Annotated in this window: 21 protein-coding genes; 8 read left to right on the forward strand and 13 right to left on the reverse strand. The window is 75.4% G+C overall.

Features of this window, described 5'->3' with window-relative positions:
* Positions 1–3 precede the first annotated feature (3 nt).
* The 5 genes from ACU610_RS24985 to ACU610_RS25005 all read left to right on the forward strand — a co-directional run bounded on the left by ACU610_RS24985 (position 4) and on the right by ACU610_RS25005 (position 5200).
* Complete coding sequence (locus tag ACU610_RS24985; protein ID WP_446770381.1) at positions 4–573, forward strand: DNA-3-methyladenine glycosylase I; 570 nt, start codon at positions 4–6, stop codon at positions 571–573.
* 260 nt (positions 574–833) lie between these two features.
* Positions 834–1001 carry a DUF3117 domain-containing protein gene (locus ACU610_RS24990; RefSeq protein WP_012947303.1) on the forward strand — a complete coding sequence of 56 codons (168 nt, stop codon included), beginning with the start codon at positions 834–836 and terminating at the stop codon, positions 999–1001.
* Positions 1002–1090: 89 nt separating this feature from the next.
* Entirely contained in the window at positions 1091–2602 is a 1512-nt protein-coding gene (locus ACU610_RS24995; protein ID WP_446770382.1) for a leucyl aminopeptidase family protein, read from the forward strand.
* Positions 2602–4032, forward strand: a complete 1431-nt coding sequence (locus ACU610_RS25000; protein WP_446770383.1) for a hypothetical protein — start codon at positions 2602–2604, stop codon at positions 4030–4032. The genes ACU610_RS24995 and ACU610_RS25000 overlap by 1 nt, the downstream gene beginning before the upstream one ends.
* Before the next feature lie 115 nt (positions 4033–4147).
* A complete protein-coding gene (locus tag ACU610_RS25005; protein ID WP_446770384.1) occupies positions 4148–5200 on the forward strand; it encodes a methyltransferase domain-containing protein in 1053 nt (350 codons plus the stop codon).
* A gap of 24 nt (positions 5201–5224) precedes the next feature.
* Here the strand turns inward: ACU610_RS25005 and ACU610_RS25010 are convergent, their stop codons facing one another.
* Entirely contained in the window at positions 5225–6739 is a 1515-nt protein-coding gene (locus tag ACU610_RS25010; RefSeq protein WP_446770385.1) for a phytoene desaturase family protein, read from the reverse strand.
* Positions 6740–6892: 153 nt separating this feature from the next.
* On the opposite strand from ACU610_RS25010, the gene ACU610_RS25015 reads away from it, so the two are divergent.
* The gene (locus ACU610_RS25015; protein WP_446770386.1) at positions 6893–7288 is read left to right on the forward strand and encodes a hypothetical protein; all 396 of its coding nucleotides are present in this window, start codon (positions 6893–6895) and stop codon (positions 7286–7288) included.
* An 85-nt stretch (positions 7289–7373) separates the two neighbouring features.
* Entirely contained in the window at positions 7374–8060 is a 687-nt protein-coding gene (locus ACU610_RS25020) for a DUF6766 family protein (RefSeq protein WP_446770387.1), read from the forward strand.
* A 90-nt stretch (positions 8061–8150) separates the two neighbouring features.
* On the opposite strand, the gene ACU610_RS25025 is transcribed toward ACU610_RS25020, so the two are convergent.
* From ACU610_RS25025 to glgA, 12 genes are all read right to left on the reverse strand, one after another.
* Entirely contained in the window at positions 8151–9827 is a 1677-nt protein-coding gene (locus tag ACU610_RS25025) for a SpoIIE family protein phosphatase (RefSeq protein ID WP_446770388.1), read from the reverse strand.
* A 101-nt stretch (positions 9828–9928) separates the two neighbouring features.
* On the reverse strand, positions 9929–11035 hold the full coding sequence (locus ACU610_RS25030) for a spore photoproduct lyase family protein (protein ID WP_446770389.1): 1107 nt from the start codon (positions 11033–11035) through the stop codon (positions 9929–9931).
* A gap of 61 nt (positions 11036–11096) precedes the next feature.
* The gene (gene lepB / locus ACU610_RS25035; RefSeq protein WP_446770390.1) at positions 11097–11756 is read right to left on the reverse strand and encodes a signal peptidase I; all 660 of its coding nucleotides are present in this window, start codon (positions 11754–11756) and stop codon (positions 11097–11099) included.
* Positions 11753–12412: a hypothetical protein gene (locus ACU610_RS25040; RefSeq protein ID WP_446770391.1), complete on the reverse strand. Its 660-nt coding sequence runs from the start codon at positions 12410–12412 to the stop codon at positions 11753–11755. Before ACU610_RS25040 ends, lepB begins: the two co-directional genes overlap by 4 nt.
* A complete protein-coding gene (locus tag ACU610_RS25045; protein ID WP_446770392.1) occupies positions 12409–14430 on the reverse strand; it encodes a multicopper oxidase domain-containing protein in 2022 nt (673 codons plus the stop codon). The genes ACU610_RS25040 and ACU610_RS25045 overlap by 4 nt, the downstream gene beginning before the upstream one ends.
* Before the next feature lie 135 nt (positions 14431–14565).
* Positions 14566–15903, reverse strand: coding sequence for a sensor histidine kinase (locus ACU610_RS25050; RefSeq protein ID WP_446770393.1), 1338 nt, complete (start codon positions 15901–15903; stop codon positions 14566–14568).
* The gene (locus ACU610_RS25055; RefSeq protein ID WP_446770394.1) at positions 15893–16570 is read right to left on the reverse strand and encodes a response regulator; all 678 of its coding nucleotides are present in this window, start codon (positions 16568–16570) and stop codon (positions 15893–15895) included. Before ACU610_RS25055 ends, ACU610_RS25050 begins: the two co-directional genes overlap by 11 nt.
* 232 nt (positions 16571–16802) lie before the next feature.
* Positions 16803–17213, reverse strand: a complete 411-nt coding sequence (locus ACU610_RS25060) for a response regulator (RefSeq protein WP_446770395.1) — start codon at positions 17211–17213, stop codon at positions 16803–16805.
* A gap of 193 nt (positions 17214–17406) precedes the next feature.
* A complete protein-coding gene (locus ACU610_RS25065) occupies positions 17407–18174 on the reverse strand; it encodes a GAF domain-containing protein (RefSeq protein WP_446770396.1) in 768 nt (255 codons plus the stop codon).
* Between the two features lie 47 nt (positions 18175–18221).
* Complete coding sequence (locus ACU610_RS25070) at positions 18222–18710, reverse strand: hypothetical protein (protein WP_446770397.1); 489 nt, start codon at positions 18708–18710, stop codon at positions 18222–18224.
* 9 nt (positions 18711–18719) lie between these two features.
* A complete protein-coding gene (locus ACU610_RS25075; protein WP_446770398.1) occupies positions 18720–19286 on the reverse strand; it encodes a hypothetical protein in 567 nt (188 codons plus the stop codon).
* A gap of 123 nt (positions 19287–19409) precedes the next feature.
* The gene (glgA, locus tag ACU610_RS25080) at positions 19410–20582 is read right to left on the reverse strand and encodes a glycogen synthase (RefSeq protein ID WP_446770399.1); all 1173 of its coding nucleotides are present in this window, start codon (positions 20580–20582) and stop codon (positions 19410–19412) included.
* 74 nt (positions 20583–20656) lie between these two features.
* Between glgA and glgC the strand changes: the two genes are divergently transcribed.
* A complete protein-coding gene (glgC, locus tag ACU610_RS25085; protein WP_446770400.1) occupies positions 20657–21877 on the forward strand; it encodes a glucose-1-phosphate adenylyltransferase in 1221 nt (406 codons plus the stop codon).
* The last annotated feature ends 1 nt before the right edge of the window (position 21878 follow it).

The raw sequence follows: 21878 nt of genomic DNA on the forward strand, positions 1-21878 counted from the left end.
GCCGTGGACGAGCGCATCCGCTGTGCAGAGCTGGTCAGGTGTGCATGGGGCGACAGCGCGCCCGAGTACGTCGCCTACCACGACGAGGAGTGGGGGAGGCCGCTGCACGGCGACGACGCCCTCTTCGAGCGGCTCTGCCTCGAGGCGTTCCAGTCGGGGCTGTCCTGGATCACCATCCTGCGCAAGCGCCCGGCGTTCCGGGCGGCCTTCGCCGGCTTCTCGATCGACGCGGTGGCGGAGTTCGGCCCGGACGACGAGGCGCGGCTGCTCGCCGACGCCGGCATCGTCCGCAACCGCGCCAAGATCTCCGCCGCCGTCTCCAACGCCCGCGCCGCGCAGCGGGTCCCGGAGGGGCTCTCGGCGCTGCTGTGGTCCTTCGCGCCGACGGCTCCGCGGCCCCGCCCGGCCACCCTCGCCGACGTCCCGGCGACCAGTCCGGAGTCGACCGCGATGGCCCGCGAGCTCAAGCGCCGCGGCTTCGTCTTCGTGGGCCCGACGACCGCGTACGCGCTCATGCAGGCCACCGGGATGGTGGACGACCACGTCGCCTCCTGCTTCCGCGCCACCCCCTGACCACAGCCCGGTGAGCACCGCAGCGAGCAGTGGCGCGGGGCGAGGAGTCGGGGCGTCGACACCGCCGTGACCCCGCCCCCGGCCCCTCCTCGGCGTCCCCGAGCGTGCGAGGGGTCCTCGCTCGGGGCGTCGACACGGCCCGAACGGGGGCTCGGGTTGGACCTGCGCCGGGGATACGGGATCATGGGGAGCGGAGCTCACAGCATCGACGACGCCGCGCCGCAGCCCACGGGCTGGACGCGGCCGCGAAGGAGGCACGCATGGCGGCCATGAAGCCGCGCACGGGTGAAGGTCCCCTCGAGGTCACCAAGGAGGGGCGCGGCCTGGTCATGCGCGTACCGCTCGAAGGCGGCGGTCGCCTGGTCGTCGAGCTGTCGCCCGACGAGGCCGCGGCCCTCTCCGAGGCACTGAAGGGCGCGACCAGCTGAACACCCCCGCGAGCCTGCCCCCGGGCAGCCCCGCGCAGGACGACGCGGCCCCGGCCGCCGGCAGCACGCCGGCGACCGGGGCCGCGCCGTTGCCGCGGGTCGAGGTCCTGTCCACCCTCCCGGCGCTGGGTGAGGACGACGTCCTGGCGGTGCCGGTCGGCAGCGGCGCCGCCCTGCCCGGCTGGCTGACCGGGCCGCACGCGCCGGTCGACACCGCGCTGCTCACCGGCGCGCTGGCCGACACCGGCAACACCGGCCGCCCGGGCAACGTCACCAACCTGCCGGTACCCGGCCGCCGCCCGCGCAGCGTGGTCGCCGTCGGGATCGGCGACGCGACGCTGCCGGACCTGCGCGGCTACGTGGCCACCGCCGTCCGCCGCGCGCAGACCCTCGCCGAGCACGGCGCGCGCCGGCTGGTGCTGCCGCTGGACGACGCGGCCGCCCCCGCGGGCGCCGAGGAGGTCCGCGCCGCCGTCGAGGCCGCGCTGCTGGCCGGCTACCGCTTCCGGGAGACCTCCACGCCGCACCCGCCGCGGCTGCAGACGGTCACGGTCGTCGCCGCCGACGGCACCGACCCCGCCGTGACCACCGCCGCGCGGGCCGGCGAGATCACCGGGCACGCGGTCGCCTGGGCACGCGACCTGGTCAACACGCCCAGCAACACGAAGGACCCGGCCTGGCTCGCCGCCGAGGCGGGGGAGCGGCTCGCCGGCCTCGACCACGTCACCGTGCACGTGCTCGACCCCGACGACCTGCGGGCCGGGGGCTTCGGCGGCGTGCTGGCCGTCGGTGGCGGCTCGGCCTCCCCGCCGCGGGTGATCGTGGCGTCCTACCGGCCGCCGGGTGCCGCCCCCGGACACCCCGTGCTGGTGGGCAAGGGCATCACCTTCGACACCGGCGGCATCTCGATCAAGCCCAACGCCGGCATGCGCGAGATGAAGACCGACATGGCCGGGGGCGCCGCCGTCCTCGCCGCGGTCGACGCCGCCGCCCGCCTCGGGCTGCCGGTCGCCGTCACCGCCGTCGTCCCGGCCGCGGAGAACGCCGTCTCCGGCTCGTCCTACCGCCCGGCCGACGTCGTGCGGCACGTCGGCGGCCGGACGACGGAGGTGCTCAACACCGACGCCGAGGGCCGGATGGTGCTCGCCGACGGGCTGGCGTGGGCGCGGCTGGAGCTCGGCGCCACGGTGCTGGTCGACGTGGCCACGCTGACCGGGGCGATGAAGGTCGCGCTCGGCACCCGCACCGCGGGGCTGTACGCGACCACCGACGGGCTGGCCGACGCGCTGCGCACCGCCGCCGGGCACGCCGGCGAGCAGGTGTGGCGGATGCCGCTGGCCGAGGAGCACGTCGACCTGCTGGAGAGCACCGTCGCCGACGCGAACAACGCACCGGGCAACCCGGGCGGCACCACCGCGGCCCTCTTCCTGCGCCCCTTCGCCGGGGACCTGCCGTGGGCGCACCTGGACGTCGCGGGCCCGGCCCGCGCCGGGGCCGACGACGCCGAGGTGGTCAAGGGCGGCACCGGCTTCGGCGCCCGCATCCTGCTGCGCTGGCTGGAGGCCGGTGCGCCGGTGGACGCGCCGATGGTGGTCGACTGATGGCCGACCAGGGCGTCGTCTTCCCGGCGGGGCCGGAGGGACGGCGCAGCACCGCGGCGCTCGGCCGGGCCGTCGTCGCCGACGCGCTGCGCCCGGTCGACCCGGCCGGGGCCGGTGCGACCGAGCGGGAGACCAACTGGCGCGCCGGGTACCTGCCGCACTTCCGCCGGCTGGTGGAGGCCGGGCTGGCCTCGCCGGAGGCGGCACTGACGATCGCCGACGCGGGCCTGGCCTCGCTGCACCGGCGGATGCGGGTGGGCGGCCCGGACGGTGCGGAGACCGGCCTGGGCGACCTGGTCGCCGCGCCCGCCGGCCGCGCGCTCGCCACGGCGGAGGTCACCGGCACCGCCGAGCCGGAGACGGAGCTGTCGCTGCCGTTCCACGGCGAGCGGTTGCGTGGCGACGCGCTGCTGCGCCGGCTGGACACGTGGGTCGAGAGCGGCATCGTGGAGCCCTCGGCCGCCGAGGCCGTGCGCACCGTCGCCGCGCACCCGGAGTGGCTGGCGCTGCCGGACACCACCGTCGTCGTGCTCGGCGCCGGCGCCGAGATGGGGCCGCTGACCGCGCTGCTGCGCTGGGGTGCGCGGGTGGCCGGGGTCGACCTGCCCCGCCCGGCGCTGTGGGAGCGGGTGCTCGACACCGCCCGCCGCGGCGCCGGGACCCTGCTGTACCCCGACGGCGGAGCGGACCTGATCACCGAGGTGCCCGTCGTCGCGGACTGGGTGGCGGGCCTGCCGGGACGCCTGGTGCTCGGCGACTACGTCTACGCCGACGGCGCCACCAACGTCCGGGTCTCGACGGCGGTCGACGCGCTCACCGTCCGGCTGGCCGCGGCCCGCGACGACGTGGCGCTGGCCTTCCTCGCCACGCCGACCGACGTCTTCGCCGTCCCGCCGGACGCGGTGGCGCAGTCGGTGCGCGCCTACGCCGGGCGCTCGCGGACGGCGAAGCTGCTCGGCCGGCCGCTGCGGACCCTGTCGGCCGGGCGACTGCTGCAGCGGGCGTACCTGCCCGGCAGCGACCCCGGCGTGGTCGACAGCCTGGTCGCGCAGCAGGGGCCGAACTACGCGTTGGCCAAGCGGCTGCAGCGGTGGCGGGCGACGGTGGCCCGCGCCGCCGGGACGACGGTGTCGATGAACGTCGCGCCGCCCACGCGCACCCGCTCGGTGGTGAAGAACCGCGCCCTCGCGGCGGCCTACGCGGGGGCGCACCGGTTCGGCGTCGAGGTCTTCGAGCCGGCGACGTCCAACGTGCTCATGGCCGCGCTGCTGGTGCACGACCTGCACACCGGCGGTGGTCCGGCGCACGAGCACCCGTGGCAGGACGAGGCGTACGCCGCGGTGCACGGTGGGCTGTGGCGAGGGGCCTACGCACCGCGCAGCGCGCTCGGCCTGGCCGCGCTGCTCGGCTACGGCGCCGCCCGCAGCTGACGAAGGACCCCGTCCTCCTCACCGTTCGCGAGCTCACGGTGAGTCTCTGGACGGGGCCACCGCGGGAGCCGTCCGCTCCGCCGGAGTGGGCGCCCGCCGACCGACAGGAGGACCCGTGGCCCGGCCGTCCACCGCCCGCACCCTGTTCACGGTCCTCCGGGCGGGGAACGTGCGCGCCCGGCTGCGGGCGACCCGCGACGGGCAGGCCGCCGTCCGGCTGAATGTCGGTGCGGCGGCGCTGCGCACGGGCGTGCTCGACGCCCTGGCCGGCGGTCCGGCCGCGACGTCCGACCTGGCCCGGCGGCTGGGCGCGCCCGCGGAGGACCTGCTGGCGGCCTTCCTGCGTGTCCTCGTGTCGGTGGGGCTGGTGGGCGAGGACGGCGGGCGGTGGTCGCTCTCCGCCGGCGGGCGTGCTCTGGTGGACGACGACCTGGTGCGGGCGACCCACGAGGCGTTCGCCGGGTTCCACACCGGGCTGTACCGGGAGCTGGGGCCGCTGCTGGCCGGTGGACCGCGGCGGCGGGACGTCGTCGAGGAGGGCGGGGTGATCGCCCGGGTCTCGGCGGCCTTCGAGCCGTTCGTCGACGACGTCCTCCGGGAGACGGTGGCGGCGGTCGCCCCGCGGCGGGTGCTGGACGTCGGTTGTGGCGCGGGGCTCCAGCTGGCCACGGTGCTGGAGGCCGCACCCGGCGCGGAGGGCGTCGGGGTCGACGCGGACGCCGACGCCGCCGTCCTGGCCGGGCGGACGCTGGCCGACCGGGGGCTGGCCGGGCGGGCGCGGGTCCTCCGGGGCGACGTCCGGGACCTGGCCGGCGGCACGGAGGACCCGTTCGACGTCGTGCTGCTCGCCAACGTCGTCTACTACGTGCCGGTCGGGGAGCGGGTCCTCCTGCTGCGCTCCCTCGCGGAGCTGCTCACCCCCGGCGGCGTCCTGCTGGTCGTGACCAGCGTGGCGACGCCCCAGCTCACCAGCCGCCACTTCGACCTGCTGCTCCGGGCGCAGGAGGGGGCGATGGAGCTGCCGGACACCGGCGTCCTGGTCGGGCAGCTCGTCGAGGCCGGGCTCGAGCCGGCCGCGCCCCGGCGCATCGCGCCCGGCATCCCGCTGGTCGCCGTGTCCGCCGTCCGCCCAGTGGCCCCCCTGCAGGGTCCCGCTGCGAGCTCGTGAGCGGTGGGGCAGGGGGGTCCTTCTTCAGGCCGGACCGACGAGGCCGGCGACGATCTCCGCCGACAGGGCCACCAGCGGCAGGCCGCCACCCGGGTGCGACGAGCCCCCGACGAGGAACAGCCCCGGCACGGGCGAGGCGTTGGCCGGGCGCAGGAACGCGGCACGGGCGCCGTTGCTCGACGTCCCGTAGATCGAGCCACCGACGCTGCGGGTGTCGCGCTCGAGGTCGGCCGGTGTCCGGACGACGCACCAGCGCAGCCGGTCGCGGACGTCGAGCCCGCGGCGGGCCATGACCTCGAGCACCTGCTGCGCGTACCGGTCGGCGAGCCCCGGGGCGTCCCAGTCCACCCCGCCGGCCGGGTCGTGCCCGGCGACGTGTCGAGGCGCGTTCACCAGCACGAACCACGACTCGCTGTCGTCGTCGGGGCGGGTCGCCGGGTCGTCGGGCGCGCTCACGTACACGGTCGGGTCGGCGACCGGCTGCGGGGCGCCGCGGTGCCGGCCGACCCCGAAGACCGCGTCGAACTCGGCGTCGTAGTCGTCGGGGAACAGCACGGTGTGGTGCGCCAGCCCCGGCGTCCGCCCGCGCAGCGCCAGCAGCAGCACGAACCCCGAGAGGGACGGCGTGCTGCGGGCCAGGTCGCGGCGCACCCGCCGGGTCGGGCGGGCGGCGGGCAGCAGATCGGCGTACAACGCCGCGGCGTCGGCGCCGGAGACCACCACGTCGGCGCGCAGCACCTCGCCGCCGGCCAGTCGCACACCGGCGGCGCGGCCGCCCTCGACCAGCACCCGCTCGACACGGGTCCCGGTGCGGACGACGGCCCCCCGCTCGACCGCCCGCGCCGCCACCGCCTCGGCCAGCCGGCGCAGCCCGCCGCGCACGTACCAGGAGCCGAAGCGCTGCTCGACGTACGGCACGGTCGCCAGCACGGCCGGCGCGCGCCGCGGGTCGGAGCCGGAGTAGGTGGCGTAGCGGTCGAGCAGCGTGCGCAGCCGCGGGTCGCGCAGGTACGCCGTCCCCAGGCCGCGCAGCGTGCGCCACGGCGCGACCGTCGCGACGTCGGAGCCGCTGCGCGCCAGCCGGGCCAGCGTGGCCGCCCCGGCCAGCGGGGAGCGCAGGAACGGCTGCTCGGTGACCCGCCACATCCGGTCGGCCCGCGCCATCAGCGCCGACCACTGCGCGCCCGCCCCGACCCCGAGCGCGGCGTCCAGCGCGCCGGGGACCGCCCCGGTGTCGCCGGGCACGGACAGCCGCGTCCCGTCGGCGAAGCGGTAGGCGACGGCGGGGTCCAGGCGCACCAGGTCGACGGCGTCCTCGAGGGGGCCGCCGGTGGCCGCGAACAGGTCGCGGTAGAGCTGGGGGAGGGTCACCAGGCTCGGCCCGGTGTCGAAGCGGTGCCCGTCGCGGACGTACCAGCCGAGCTTGCCGCCGACCTGCGGGGCCTGCTCCAGCACGGTCACCGCGTGGCCGAGGGCGGCGAGCCGGGCCGCGGCCGCCAGGGCGCCGAGACCGGCGCCGACCACCGCCACCCGCGCCACGCCGCCACGGTACGGCGGGCGAGTCCCCGACCTCCGGGGCAACCCTCCGTTCCCCCGGCCGGGGGACGGCCGTTTGCCGCGGGAGCGAGCCGGGGTAGCCGGTCGTCCCGGTCAGCACCACCGGAGGCAGAGGGGGAGGACGGGAGGGCACGCGTGGGTACCCCGACGACGCTCAGGCTCGCCGCGGTGGTCCTGGCGACGGCCGCTCTCAGCGGCTGCACCGGTCTCCAGGAGGACGACGTCGCGCGCGTGGCCGGTGCCTTCGAGGACCCGGCCGCCGCGCCCGCCGACCGGTGCGCGCTGCTCGCCCCGGCGACGCTGCAGACCCTGGAGTCCGACGAGTCCGCCCCGTGCGCCGACGCCATCGGGCAGGTCCCGCTGCCCGGCGGCGCCGTCGAGGCGGTGGAGGTGTGGGGCGGTGACGCGCAGGTCCGCCTCAGCGGCGACACCGTGTTCCTGACCGAGACCCCGTCCGGCTGGCGGGTGACCGCCGCGGCCTGCGAGCCACGCGGCGCGATGCCCTACGACTGCCAGGTGGAGGGGCCGTGAACGGCGTGCGCGGGGTCTTCATCGGGTTCCTCGTCGTGATCCTGCTCGGGATCGCCTACGTGACCGCGCTGGGGCTGATGGGCCGATGAGCGAACCGCGCTACGGCTTCCTCCGGGCGAACGCGCTGAGCCTGGTCTTCGGCGCGCTCTTCCTCGTGACCCTGTTCGGTCAGGCGGTCGCCGGGACGGCCGACTTCAACGCCCGGCAGGCGACCGACGGGCTGCCCACGGTGTCCTTCCTCGACTACGTCACCTCGTCGTCCTTCGGCGTCGACGTCATGGAGAACTGGCAGTCGGAGTACCTGCAGTTCTTCCTCTACGTCTTCGCCACCGTCTGGCTGGTGCAACGCGGCTCGTCGGAGTCCAAGGAGCCCGGGGAGGAGGGCACGGAGTCGGAGCGCGAGCAGCAGGTGGGACCGCACGCCGGCGAGGAGTCCCCGGCGTGGGCGCGCACCGGTGGGTGGCGCACCGCGGTGTTCTCCCGATCACTGGGGCTGCTGATGGGCGCGCTCTTCCTGCTGACGTGGGCCGCCTCCTCGGTGGCCGGCTGGGCCGCCTACAACTCCCAGCAGCTCGGCCAGCGGCAGGACCCGGTCAGCTGGGTCGGGTACCTCGGCGAGGCCGACTTCTGGAACCGGTCCTTCCAGAACTGGCAGTCGGAGATGCTGGCCGTCGGGTCGATGGCCATCTTCGCGGTCTACCTGCGCCAGCGCGGCTCGCCGGAGTCCAAGCCGGTGGGCGCCGCGCACGCCGACACCGGCCAGACAGGCTGAGACCCCAGGCCCTGCGAGATCTGCACACTCGTCGTCATCGGCGGCCTGATGGCAGCGACTGTGCAGATCTCGCCGTCCCGGGGGCCGTCCTCAGCGCGGGACGGCGAGGGCGAGGACGGCGAGGTCGTCGGCCTCGTAGCGGGAGTCGCGCAGCCGCTCCTCGACCGCGGCGGTGACCGCCTCGACGGTCGCCTCCGCGTCCCCGGCGAGCCCGCCGAGCACCCGCAGCAGCCCGTCCTCGCCGAACTGCGCACCGGTGTCGTCGCGGGCCTCGGTGACCCCGTCGGTGTAGAGCACCATCGTCGTCCCCGGCGGGAGCTCGGCCTCCACCACCGGGACGTCGAGGTCGGGGGTGATGCCCAGCGGGCGGCCGGCCACCCCGACCTCCCGCGCGCCGTCCGGAGTGGCGAGCACCGGCAGCGGGTGACCGGCCACGCCGATGGTCGCGCAGACGCCACGTGGACCGGGGGAGAGCACCAGGCAGACCGCGGTGACGAAGCGCAGGGGGCCGTCGGTCTGCTCGCGCAGCAGCGCCGCGTTCACCGCGCGCAGCACGTCGGCCGGACCGGCCATGGTCTCGGCCGCCGGGCTGGCCGCCGCGCGGGCGGTGTGCCGGGTCAGCGCGGTGACGGCGGCGGCCTCGGCGCCCGTGCCGCAGACGTCGGCGATCAGCACCATCCAGCGGCCGTCGGGCAGCGGCGTGACGTCGTAGGTGTCCCCGCCGACGAGGCCGGCGCCGCCGCCCGGGCGGTACCGGGCGGCCAGGTCGACGCCGCGGATGGCGGGCAGGTGCGGGGGCAGCAGGCTGCGCTGCAGCGTGTCGGCCAGCTGCCGGACCTCCGACTCGGCGCGCAGCCGGCCGAGGAACTGGCCGATCTGGCGGCCGGCGTGGGCCAGCACGTCGAGCAGCTCGGCCGGCACGGGCCGCAGCTCGCGGGAGAACAACTCGCACACGCCGAGCAGCTCGTCGCCGCGCACCACCGGGAAGGCGACGCCGGTGCGCAGCCCGTCGGCGCGCGCCGCGTCGAGCCGGGTGAGGCCGGGCTGGGACCACAGGTCCTCCACGACGACGGGCTCGCGACGGGACCAGACCAGCCCGGGCAGCAGCTCCCCCCGGCCGATCCGGCGGGCGTGGGAGGCCTCGTGCAGCGCCGGTGCCTCCGAACCGGGAGCGGTCCAGGTGCCGACGTGGTGCAGCGACCGGCTGGCGCCATCGGGCTCCCACAGGGTGGCGGCGTCCCAGTCCAGCTCGGTGCACAGGGTCGGCAGCAGGTCGCGGAAGGCCACGTCGGCGTCGGACGCCTCGGTCAGCGCGGCGGTGACCCGCAGCGTCGCCGCGAGGTAGCGGCTGACCATCAGCTGACGCTCCAGCAGGATCGTGGTGCTCGCGTCGCGGAGGACGGCGACCACCCCCGCCTCCTCCGGCCCGGCGCCCTCCGGCGGCGGCACCATCGCCAGCGTGACGTCGACGGTGACCTCGTGGCCGTCGGCGTGCAGCGCCGGCAGCTGGGTGGTGCGCCCGGCCAGCTCGCCCTGCCCCGTGGTCAGGAAGCGGGCGTAGTCGGTGCCGTGGCCGCGGCGGAAGCGTCGGGGCATGAGGACCTCGAGCGGCCGGCCCAGGACGGCGGCGGGCTCGTGGCCCAGCAGCACCCGCACGTGCGGGTTGACGTAGGTGATCCGGCCCGCGGCGTCGGCGACGACCACGGTGTCCGGCAGCGCGGTCAGCAGGGACGGCGCGGTCAGCGCGGCCTCGTGGTGGAGCGCCACCCCCTCACCTCCAACCCGGGGTTGCCCCCAGGGTCCCACACGTTGTGTCAGTGTCCCGGCACGGGGCGTCGACAAGTCGACTCGGGTCGGGGTAGCCGCCTCTAGAACGCGTACCGGATGCGCAGCCACGGCGCGTGCGCCGCGACGAGCTCCTGCACCCGCGTCACGCCGGCGCGCTTGACGTCGTTGCGGTAGCGCACGTTCCAGCTGCCGTTCTGGCTGCGCTTGGGCTGCTGCAGGTCCGGCCGCCAGAGCAGTTCCTCGGCCCTGGGGTGCCAACCGAGGTTGACCTGGTGCAGGTCCCGGTTGTGGGTGAGCAGGATGACCTCGGCGGCGGCCTGCGCCTTGGCCGCGGGGGAGAGCTCGTCGTCCAGCCGGCGCAGCAGCTGCGCCCAGTCGGCCTCCCAGCCCTCGCGCAGCACGACGGGGGAGAGGTTGAGGTGCACCTCGTAGCCGGCCTCGACGAAGTCGTCCACCGCGGCGATCCGCTCGGCGACCCGGCTGGTGCGGATGTCGAGCACCTTGGCGTCGTCCTCGGGCATCACCGAGAAGCGGATGCGGGTGCGGCCGCGCGGGTCGAGCTCGAGCAGCTGCCGGTTGACGTACTTGGTGGCGAAGGAGGCCTTCGCCGTCGGCAGCTCGGCGAAGGTCGCCACCAGGTCGGCGACGTTGTCGCTGACCAGCGCGTCGACCGAGCAGTCGCTGTTCTCGCCGAGGTCGTAGACCCAGGCCTGCGGGTCGCACTGGTCGGGCTCGGTCTTGGGGCCCTGCCGTGCGACGTGCCGGCGCAGGTACCCGGTGACCTGCTCGATGTTGGTGAAGACGGTGATCGGATTGGCGTAGCCCTTCTGCCGCGGGACGTAGCAGTAGGCGCAGGCCATCGCGCAGCCGTTGGCCGTCGAGGGGGCGATCCAGTTCGCCGAGCGGCCGTTGGGGCGGGCGGTCAGGGACTTCTTGACACCGAGCACCAGCGTCTCGGACTTGACCCGCACCCAGCGCTCGACGTTGCCCTCGTTGCCGTGCAGTTCGGGGATCTTCCAGTGCGAGGGGACCTCGACCACCTCGGCGCCGGGGAAGCGGGCCAGGACCTGCCGTCCGCGGGGTGAGGCGAGCGCGGCGGGCTCGGCGTACACCTGGCGCACCTGCAGCAGGCGGGACAGGTCGCTGGGGGAGGAGACGGGGGACGACGGAGCGGCGGGGCTTCCCACGCCCGGTACAGCACCGGGTGGCCGCAGGGTGTTCCTGCTGGTCGGCGCGCCGTGCCGGCTCTCAGCAGCCGGTAGAGGGGGAGGGCAGCGCTCCCGGGTCGGGCCACAGCCGGGCGGGCACCGTGCCGACGAGCGTGGACGCCGGCACCGGGCCGAACGCGCGGGAGTCCACCGATCCGTCGCGGTTGTCGCTGAGCAGGAACAGGTGCCCCTCCGGCACGGCGACCGGGCCGAACCAGACGCCGTCGAGCCGGGCGGGGTCGATCGCCGGCTCGCAGACCGCCGTCCCGTCGACGACCAGGACGCCGTCCTCGATGGCCACCTCGTCGCCGCCCAGCGCGACCGCCCGCTTGACCAGCATCCCGTCGCCGAACGGGTCGGTCACGGCGACGACGTCGCCGCGCTGCACCGGCCCCTGCCCGTGCCGCACCAGCAGCAGGTCCCCGGGCGAGACGGTCGGCGTCATGCTGGCGGCGTCGACGTGCATGGGCTGCAGCGGCAGCAGGCCGGAGGTCGCGGCCACGAGCAGCAACGCCGTCCCGGTGGCGAGCCAGAGGACGGCGCCGCGCAGCCGCCGCCACGGCCGACCGCCGGCGCCGGCTGCGGCGGTCGGCCCGGGGGCCGCCCCGGCACCGGGCGCCCGGTGCCGGGGGGAGCCGCCGCGGTCCCTGGTGCGGGGGTCACCGGGGACCGCGGCGGCGGTTCGGGGGGCGGTCCTCATCCGAGGACGCCGGTGAGCCACAGCGCCCAGGCGGCCCCGCCCAGGACCAGCAGCCCGTTGAGCGCCCGGCCTCGCCAGGACGCCGGCAGCAGGGCGGCCAGCGCCGCCACGGTGAGCAGCTCGGCGGCGACCACGGCCGTGCCGACCGCCTCGGGGCCGTGCCCGCCGGTGGACCCGGGGAGCCCGTCCATCGCGATCGGCCCGGAGGCGCCCAGCGGCATGCCCTGGGCGAACTCGACGCCGGTCACCGGGTCGACCGGCGTGGTCACCCGGCCGGGGAGGTCGTGCTCGTGGCCGCCGGTGAGCGGGTCGTGCACCGCGAAGGCGTCGAGCAGCCCGGTCGTGTGGGCGACGACGTAGAGGGCCAGCAGGCAGACCGTGCCAAGCAGCGCCGTCGCCACCAGCTGCCGGCCCGCGCCGGTGCCGGCCCAGGCGCCGAGGACCAGCCAGGCGGCCAGGCCCGCCTGGGCCAGCGCGGTGAGCAGGAAGAAGCCGACCGCGAGCGAGCCTGCGGACAGGTGGTCGACCGCGGCGGCCACGTGCAGCCCGCCGGCCGTGGCCAGGCCGAGCGCAGCGGCCAGCTGCCACCAGGCGGTGCAGCGGCGGGACCGCAGCACCACCCGGGCGGCTGCCGGGGCCGGGGCGACGGCGGTCACCGCGTCCCCCGGCGGATCGGGGTGGGCGTCGCCGGGGTCGGCGCCGGAGCCGTGGTGGGGGTGCCGGCACCGCGGCGCGGAGGTGCCGACGTCGCCGGCGCGGCCGGCGGGGCGGACGTCGTCGGCGCGGCCGGGGCCGGAGGCGTCGTGGTGCCGGTGCCGGCCGGCGACCCACCGGTCGTGCCGGTGCCGGTCGTCGGGGCCGGCGGCGGCGTCTCGGCCGCCTCCTCCGCCTCCTCGGCCGCCTCCTCCGCCGCCTCGGCCTGCTCCTTCAACGCCTTCTCGTACGCCTTGAGCACCTCGTCCGGGTCGGCCGACTCGAAGTCGTCGGGCGTGCCGCGCGTGGGGGGGCAGCTGTTGATCGAGTCGCAGTCGATGTCGTGGTGACCCACCTGGTACTGGGTCATCATGTCGTGGTCCTCGTGCGAGAGGTTGTGGCAGTGGATCATGTACCGCCCCTCCTCGTGCTCGAAGTGCAGGAGGATGCGGATGGTCTCCCCCTCGCCGACGTAGACGACGTCCTTGGGGCCCAGCTCCTCCGGCCGCGGCGGGCGGCCGTTGCGGCTGAGGACCTGGAAGTCGACCAGGTGCACGTGCAGCGGGTGGAACCAGCCGCCGGAGGAGTTCTCGACCTCCCAGATCTCGGTGCTGCGCGGCTCGACCTTGGCGAAGACGTGCTCGTACCTGGTCCTGACGACGTCGTCCCACGTCTCGCCGTTGATGACCCACAGGCCGTTGCTGCGCTCCAGCCGCATCCGGCGGGTGGCCTTCGACTCGGCCGGGTCCAGCGTCATCACCGGGTGCGGGGCGCCGAGCGTGCTCGGCACGGTGTTGCCGTCGGTGCTCGTGACCGTCTGGCCGACCTCGAACTGCATCACCTTGCCGGTGTGGTCGTAGTCCCGGGCGTTCTTGACCCCGCCGTTGAGCAGCTGGACCCGCGTGCCCCTCAGGTCGGCGAAGTCGATGACGATCTCGTAGCGCTCGGCCATGCCGATCGTCAGCGTGGTGACCGTCTGCGGCTTGTGCATGAACCCGCCGTCGGTGGCGATGACCTGGAACTGCTTGCCGTTGCTCAGCTTGAGCGTGTAGCCGCGGGCCAGTGAGCCGTTGAGCACCCGGAATCGGTACTTGCGCGGCTCCACCTTCATCGTCGGCCACGGCACCCCGTTGACCAGGATGACGTCGCCGTAGAGGCCGGACTCCCCGTCGTCGTCCCACATCAACTGGCCGTTGGCAGCGAACATGACGTCGCTGATGATCAGCGGGAACTCGTACTGGGGCCGGCCCAGCCGGGCCTTCTCCCGGTCGTACCGGGGGATGCCGAGGTCGCGCTCGAGCTGCTCGTCGACCAGGTGGTACTGGGCGGCCAGGCCCATGTACACGTTCTGGGCGGTGTGGTGGACGCCGTGGTCGTGGTACCAGAGCGTCCGGGGCGAGCAGTTGTTCGGGTACATGTAGTTCTTCCACTCACCCGGGTCGGTGAGGTCGCCGGCGTAGCCGTCGAACTGCGGCTTCGACGGCGAGCCGTGCAGGTGGGTGGAGGTCCAGGGGACGTAGCCCAGGGTCGGGTGCTTGGCCGGCAGGTTGTTGACCTGCTGCATGACGACCCGGCGGCTCTGGCCGGTGTTCACGTAGCTGTCCTGGTAGACGCGGATGGTGGGCCCCGGGACCTGCCCGTTGTAGCCCCACATCGTGGTCTTCACGCCCTTGACGAACTCGACCTGGGTCGGCTTCTGCTCGATCTTGTAGTAGTCGGTGCCGGTGTAGGCGGCGCCGACGATCGGGGCCCCGGTGCCCGGGACGGCGCCGTAGCTGTTGCCCGGCTTGTCGTCGGAGCGGTACGGCGCCAGCACCGGTGGGGCGGTGAAGGCGGCGACGTAGGGCCGGGGCATCCTCTTGGCGTCGAGCTCCGAAGCGCTCCTGGCCGAGAGCACAGCCTGGTACGGCAGGGCCATGGCCGCGGTCCCGGCCAGCGACACCTTGAGGACGTCGCGGCGGTTCAGGCTGGGCGTGTCCATCGGGGGTGCTCCTCACTCACCTCTGGTGATCGGTGGAGGAACACTCCCTCGTCGCCCGCCCCCGTCACAGCCGGAACGAGGGGGGCGGGGGGCTCCCGCATTTGGGGGGTTCGCGCAGGTCAGCCGCTCGTGGCGTCACTGTCCGTGGTGCAGTGGCAGCACAACGGTCAGCATCGCGCCGCCACCGGGCCGGTCACCCAGCGTGACGGTGCCCCCGAGGTCGACCACCCGGTCCCGGAGCAGCGACAGCCCCAGGTGGCCCTCCCTGCGCTTGTCGGTGGACGCCGGGAAACCGACCCCGTCGTCGGCGATCTCCAGGCGCACCGCCGGTGCGCCGCGCAGCTCGGTCTCCTCGAGGGTGATCCAGGTGCGCTTGGCCCGGGCGTGGTGGGCGACGTTGGCCAGGGCCTCCTTGGCCGTGCGGTAGAGCACGGCGGTCGCGTCCGGCGCGGTCCCCGGCAGCGGGGCGGCGTCCATGAGCACCTCGACGCCGGCGGCGCGCAGCGGCTCGGCGGCGTCGGCGATCGCCACGCTCAGACCCGGCCCGCTGAGGTCGGGCGGGTAGATGTCGACCATCAGCCGGCGCAGCGACTGGACGGCGTGCCGGACCGCACCCACCAGCTTGTCGACGGTCGGCTGTCGCTCCGCGGGCACGCTGTTGCGCAGGGCCGAGAGGGCGTAGCTGACCCCGGCGAGGTCCTGCACCGGCCCGTCGTGCACGTCGGCGGCGATGGCCCGCCGCTCGCGTTCGGAGGCCTCGACGTTGCGCTGCACGAGCGCGGTCCGCTCGGCCTCCTGGCGGCGCACGCGGCGGGCCAGTGACGCCGCGATCGGCACCTGGACCAGCTGCAGGACGACGAGCGCGCCGATGGCCATCGGGATGATCCGGCCGCGCAGCCGCGCCGCCTGCCGGTCGATGCCGTCGTAGGAGAAGTACGCCTCGAAGACCAGCTGCTCACCGGCGGCGGTCAGCGGTGTGTAGACCTCCAGCAGCGTCTGCGGTCCGCCGGCGGGCGTCGTCTCGGGTCGGTCGTCGACCTCGGAGACCGTCGCGCCGCCGACCGCGGCCACCAGGCCGTCCGACGGCGCGATGGTCCGGCCCCGCTGCCCGGGGTCGCTGGAGTAGACGATCTCGCCGGTCGCCCGCCAGACGACCATCCGGATCACCGACCCGTCGTTCATCCGGTGCTGGACGATCCGGTCGAGCTCCTCCCACCGCCCGGGGACCCCGGCCAGTGCCTCGGTGAGCACCGGGGCGACGAGCAGCTCGCCGAGCCGCTCCGCGCCGCCCTCGGCCTCCTCGAGCGCGTTGTCCTGCGCGATCCGCTCACTCAGCCAGACCGTGCCCGCCGAGACGGCGAGCAGGACCAGCAGCGCGACCGCGCAGAAGGCGGCCAGCTCGCGGCCCCAGGGGGTACGGCGACGGGCGGGAGCGGGTCCCGGGGTGGGGGAGGAGCCGGGCTCAGCGCTCATCCACGGCGCCGAGGAGCCCCAGCTGCTGGGCCTTGACGACCGCCTCCAGCTGGGAACGGACACCGAGCTTGGCATGCAGCGACTTCACGTAGCCGCGGCAGGTCTCCAGGGTGATGCCGAGGACCCGGGCGATGGCCTTGACCTGCATCCCGCGGCCGAGGCAGTCGAGGACCTCCTGCTCGCGCCGGGTCAGCTGCGGCACCGTGCCCCGGCTGCCGGCCGAGGCGGCGCGGGGCGCCCCACTCGCGAAGGTGGACGGCGCGACGAGCATCTGTCCGGGCTGCACCCGGGAGAGGACGTCGATCATCTCGGCCAGCGAGCCGTCCTTCGGGATGAACGCCGAGGCCCCGGCCTGCGCGGCCCGGACGACCCAGTCGGGGTCACGGTGGGCGGTGACCACGGCGACGACGGCGTCCGGCGCGAGCTCGCGGATGCGGCGGGTGGCGGCCAGCCCGTCCTGACGGGGCATCTCGATGTCCATCACGACGATGTCGGGCTGCAGCTCCTGTGCCATGGCGACCGCCTGCGCCGCCGAGTGGGCGGTGCCGACCGCGTCCATCCCGGCGGAGGCCAGGGCTCCCGAGAGGAGCTCGGCGAAGGTGCGGTGGTCGTCGACCACCAGGACACGCACCAGGTCGGTCGGCCGCGCCACATGGGCAAGCGTCATCAGAACCCCCGTGATCATCCCCGTGCCCCGGCCCGCCGCTGCGGGGGAGCAGGATCATGGGACCCGACATCCGCTCGCCTGGCCAGGGGCCGTACACCCCCAAGGGAGCGAGATCCTCGGTGGCCCCGGTCACGTCTCTGCGCGTCGCGACGCTGCGTTACAGATCCAGTGCCTCTCCGTGCAGGCTCGCTCACCCGTACGAGGGAGTGGCCGCGGCTACCGATCGGTGGGATCAGTCGCCGGCGGTCGCGGCGGTGGCCGCGTCACTCCAGGCGGTGCCGCCGGCGGCCACCGTGCGCACGTGCCCGGGCAGTGCGCCGGGATCGTCGTCCTTGAGCAGGTAGCCCACGACGCCGATCTCCCGGGCCTCCCGCACCAGGCCCGGGGTCAGTGAGCCGGTGAGGACGACGATCCGCGACTCCGGGCGCTCGTCGAGCAGTTCGCGGGCCGCCTGCAGCCCGGTGACCCGGGGCATGGCCAGGTCCAGGAGGACGACGTCGGGTCGGGTGCGCCGGGCGGCGTCGAGCACCTGCGCGCCGTCCTCGCACTCGGCCACCACGGTGAGGTCACCGCTGGCGCTGAGCAGCTCGACCAGGGAGTCGCGGACGAACGCGTGGTCGTCCGCGAGCAGCACCGTGATCACGCGTCGCCTCCTCCGGTCCGCGCCGCCGTGGTCGTGTCCCCGCGGCCGGTCGGCGGCCGCGGTGCCCGTCCCGCGGCACCTGGTCAGTGTGCCGACGGGTGCTCGGACGGGGACAGCCCGACCCCGGGGGTGGCGGACCCCCAACCCAGGGGGCCGACCGGAACCGGGCGGTGACCCAGCGTGATGTCGCCGGTCAACTGCGGGCGGTCGGCGAGGAACCGTCCGGCTGCCCGAGGCCAGCGGGGTCGATCCGGCCGGCGACGACGTCACCGGCGAGGTCGTCGACCGTGCGGTCCGCGGCCCGGGCCGCGCAGCGCAGCACGTCCAGGGCTGCCGGTGCGCTCAGGTGCTGCGCCATGGCGACCCGGCCCATCGCCGTCCACACCCGCCCGCGACCCTGCGCCGTCGGACCGTGCAGCCACGCCGGGCCGCCCTGCGGTGACCACTCCGCCCAGACGGCGGCGTCCCCGAGTGCCGCGCAGGCCAGGTCGCCCACGGCCATGGCCTCGAAGACGTCGAGCTCGGGAACGGCGCGCTCGTCGGTGAAGAACAGGTCCATGGCGCCGGGGCCGGCCAGCGTCTCGCCGATGGGGAGGGCGACCACCGCCCGGTACGGCGTGTGCTGGGCCAGCAGCCGCGCGAACGCCGGCCAGCGGCGCTGCAGGTCGGCGAACGCCGCGAACACCGGCTCCTGGAGCCGGTGGGCGGTCTCGCACGGGCCGTCGCCGGCGGTGAACTGCAGCCGCTCGGCGAGGTCGGCGGTCGGCGAACTGGCCCCGAGTGGGGCCCGACCCTGCTCGCCGGCGGTCACGCTCAGCCCCGCCGCGTCCACGCCGAGCGTCCGGGCGCAGGCGCGCGCCAGCTGTACCGGGAGCAGCTCGGGAACGGCGAGACCGGGCTCGCGGACGTCCTCCAACGCGAGGCGGAAGCGCTCGGCGATCGACGACACGAGCACGATCATCCGCCTCCCCGGGGCAATGGGGGGTGCCGGGGTGCCGGGGCCCCGGATCAGTGCGCCGGCTGCTCCGACCGGTAGGTGTAGGCCGCCTCGCGCACCGCGTCGTCGGACTCCAGCCCCGCACCGAGGGCGCCGCCCACCGTCGCCAGCGAGCAGGTCAGCCAGGCCAGCTCGAGGTAGTCCGACAGGCGGGCGGGGTGCCCCAGGCCCTCGGCGAACAGCGGAGCGACGACGAGCAGCAGCGCGCCGGCGAGGGCGAGCACGAACAGCACGGCGTAGAGGGCCAGGACGCCGACGACGACGGTGGCGGTGGTCGCCACGTTGAACAGCAGCACCTGCTTGCGCACCCGGGGTGAGCGCGGCCGCTCCCACAGCCCCGCGCCGACCACGAGGGTGACCACGACGGCGACCACCGAGCCGACGGCGATGACCGTCAGCCGCGGCCAGCCGGAGTTGTCGGCCAGCGCCAAGATGTCGGAGGTGATGAGGGCGAAGACGCCGGCCGCGATCGCCGCCGTGAGCGCGCGGGAGAGCCGCACGGCCAGCCGCTACGGCCGGTTGGCCCGCACCATGCCGAGCAGCAGTCGCAGGTTGCCGGTGAGCACGCGGGCGGTGAAGGCCACCCCGGCGCTGCCGTCGGCCGGGTCGGTGGCCAGCTCGCGCAGCCGCCGTCCCATCGCGGCGTGGTCGTCGGCGTCGCCGTCCTCGCCGCTGCCCATCAGGGTGCGCACCAGTCCGAGCGCGGTCTGCAGCGCCCGCCTGCGCAGCCCCAGCGCGCCCAGCGCCGGCAGCGACAGCAGGGCCACGCCGTGCACCGGGCTGGCCGAGCCGACCACCGGCCGACGGTCGACCTCCAGCGGGACGTCGGTGAGCGCCAGGGCGAGGTCCCAGTCCTCGGTGAGCAGCCGCCGGCGGGTGGCCGCGACGATCTCGTCGTCGTCGGCGGGGGGCTGCACCAGCCCGTCCTCGACGGCCCGGACCTCCCAGCGCACCTGCGGGTGCGCCGCGGCGAGCTCGCCGCCGAGCTCTCCGGCCAGCCAGCCGGCCAGCTCGGCCGGAGCCCCCAGTGCGGCCACCAGCCCGACCTGGACGACGGGCGCGACGGCCTGCGACACGAGCTGCTCTCCTCCCCGGCGCAGCCCGGGCGGCGCGCCGGGACCCGATCATCCCGGGATGCCCGTGGCCCCCTGCAGGGGCCCGCCGCGAGCTCGCGAGTGGCGGGAGGCAGGGGTCCTGCTTCAGCCCCGGGCTGCGATCACCGCGCGGTAGACGTCCACGGTCTGCTTGGCGATCGCCGGCCAGCCGAACTCGGCCAGCACCCGCTCCCGGCCCGCCGCGCCCATGCGGGCGGCCCGGTCCGGGTCGTGCAGCAGTTCGGTGACGCGCGCGGCGAGGCCCGCCTCGAAGGCGGGGACGTCGTCGGGGTCGTAGGGCACCAGCAGGCCGGTCACCCCGTCGGCGACCACCTCGGGGATGCCGCCCACGGCGCTGGCGACGACCGCGGTGCCGCACGCCGCGGCCTCCAGGTTCACGATGCCCAGCGGCTCGTACACCGAGGGGACGACGAACACCGTCGCGCCGGTGATCAGCGGCACCAGCTGCTCGCGCGGCAGCATCGCCTCGATCCACACCACGCCGTCCCGCCGGGACTGCAGCTCGGCCACCGCGTCGGCGACCTGCTGCCGCTCGGCCGGGGTGTCCGCGGCGCCGGCGCACAGCACCAGCCCCGCGTCGGCGGACAGCTGCTCGGCCGCCCGCAGCAGGTGGACCACGCCCTTCTGCCGGGTGATCCGGCCGACGAACAGCGCATAGGGCCGGTCGGGGTCCACGCCCAGCGAGCGGACGACGCCGGGGTCGTGCACCGGCCGGTAGGCCTCGGCGTCCACCCCGTTGCCGACGACGTGCACGCGGGCCGGGTCGAGGTCGGGGTAGGCGTCGAGCACGTCGTCGCGCATGCCGTGGCTGACCGCGATGACGCCGTCGGCGGCGAGGTAGGCGGTGCGCTCCACCCAGGAGGAGAGTCGGTAGCCGCCGCCGAGCTGGTCGGCCTTCCACGGCCGGCGCGGCTCGAGCGAGTGCGCCGTCACCACGTGCGGGGTGCCGTGCACCAGCGAGGCGAACAGGCCCGCGCCGTTGGCGTACCAGGTGTGGCTGTGCACCAGGTCGACGTCGGCCAGCGCCCCGGCGATCTCCACGTCCACCCCCAGCGCCTGCAGCGCGCCGTTGGCGCCCTGCAGCCCGGCGGGGACCTCGTGCCCGGTCGCGTCCGCCCGTGGGCCGCCGAAGCAGTGGACGTCGAGGTCGGGCCCGTCGGGCAGCGCGCGCAGCGCCGCCGCGAGGTGCTCCACGTGCACGCCTGCGCCGCCGTAGACGTCCGGCGGCCACTCCCGGGTCACCATGCCGATGCGCACGCCGGTCACCCTAGGGGTGATTGGCGCGCAGCGTGGTGGAGCGCCCGCGCCGGTCAGCGGATACGTTGCGACTCATGCGTGGCGGTCCTCGTGTTCTCGGCATCGTCCTGGCCGGCGGTGAGGGCAAGCGGTTGGCCCCCCTGACGCAGGACCGGGCCAAGCCGGCGGTGCCCTTCGGCGGCAACTACCGGCTCATCGACTTCGTCCTGTCCAACCTGGTGAACGCCGAGATCCGGCAGATCGCGGTGCTCACGCAGTACAAGAGCCACAGCCTCGACCGGCACATCACCACGACGTGGCGGCTCTCGCAGATGCTGGGCAACTACATCACCCCGGTGCCGGCGCAGCAGCGGCTCGGCCCGCGCTGGTACACCGGCAGCGCCGACGCGATCTTCCAGAGCCTCAACCTGATCTACGACGCGCGACCGGACATCGTCGTCGTCTTCGGGGCCGACCACGTGTACCGGATGGACCCGGGCCAGATGATCGACCAGCACCTGCGCAGCGGCGCGGGCGTCACCATCGCCGGCCTGCGGGTGCCGCGTGCCGAGGCGACCGAGTTCGGAGTGATCGACTCCGACGCCGAGGGCAAGGTGCGTGGCTTCCTGGAGAAGCCGGCCGACCCACCCGGCCTGCCGGACTCGCCCGAGGAGAGCTTCGCCTCCATGGGCAACTACGTGTTCACCACCGAGGCCCTGCTCGAGGCGCTGCGCAAGGACGCCGAGGACGAGCAGTCGGTGCACGACATGGGTGGCTCGATCATGCCGATGCTCGCCGACGCGGGGGACGCCTACGTCTACGACTTCTCGACCAACATCGTCCCCGGGGCCACCGAGCGCGACCACGGCTACTGGCGTGACGTCGGGACGATCGATGCCTACTTCGACGCGCACCTGGACCTGGTGTCGGTCACCCCGGTCTTCAACCTCTACAACGACCGCTGGCCGATCCTCACCCTGCCGCCGCAGCAGCCGCCGGCGAAGTTCGTGCTCGGCGGGCGGGCCGAGGAGTCGATGGTCAGTGCCGGCGCCATCATCGGCGGCGGCTCGGTGCACAACTCGGTGATCTCGCCCGGGGTACGCGTCGAGCGGGGGGCGCGGGTCGAGGACAGCGTGCTCATGGACGGCGTGTACGTCGGCGAGGGCGCCTACGTCCGGCGGGCCATCCTGGACAAGAACGTCGTCGTCCCGGACTGGACCCGCATCGGCGTCGACCTCGCCGCCGACCGCGAGCGCTACCACGTCAGCTCCGGCGACGTGACCGTCCTCGGCAAGGGCGTCCGCGCCCAGCGCTGAC

This window comes from Geodermatophilus sp. URMC 61 (assembly GCF_052931555.1).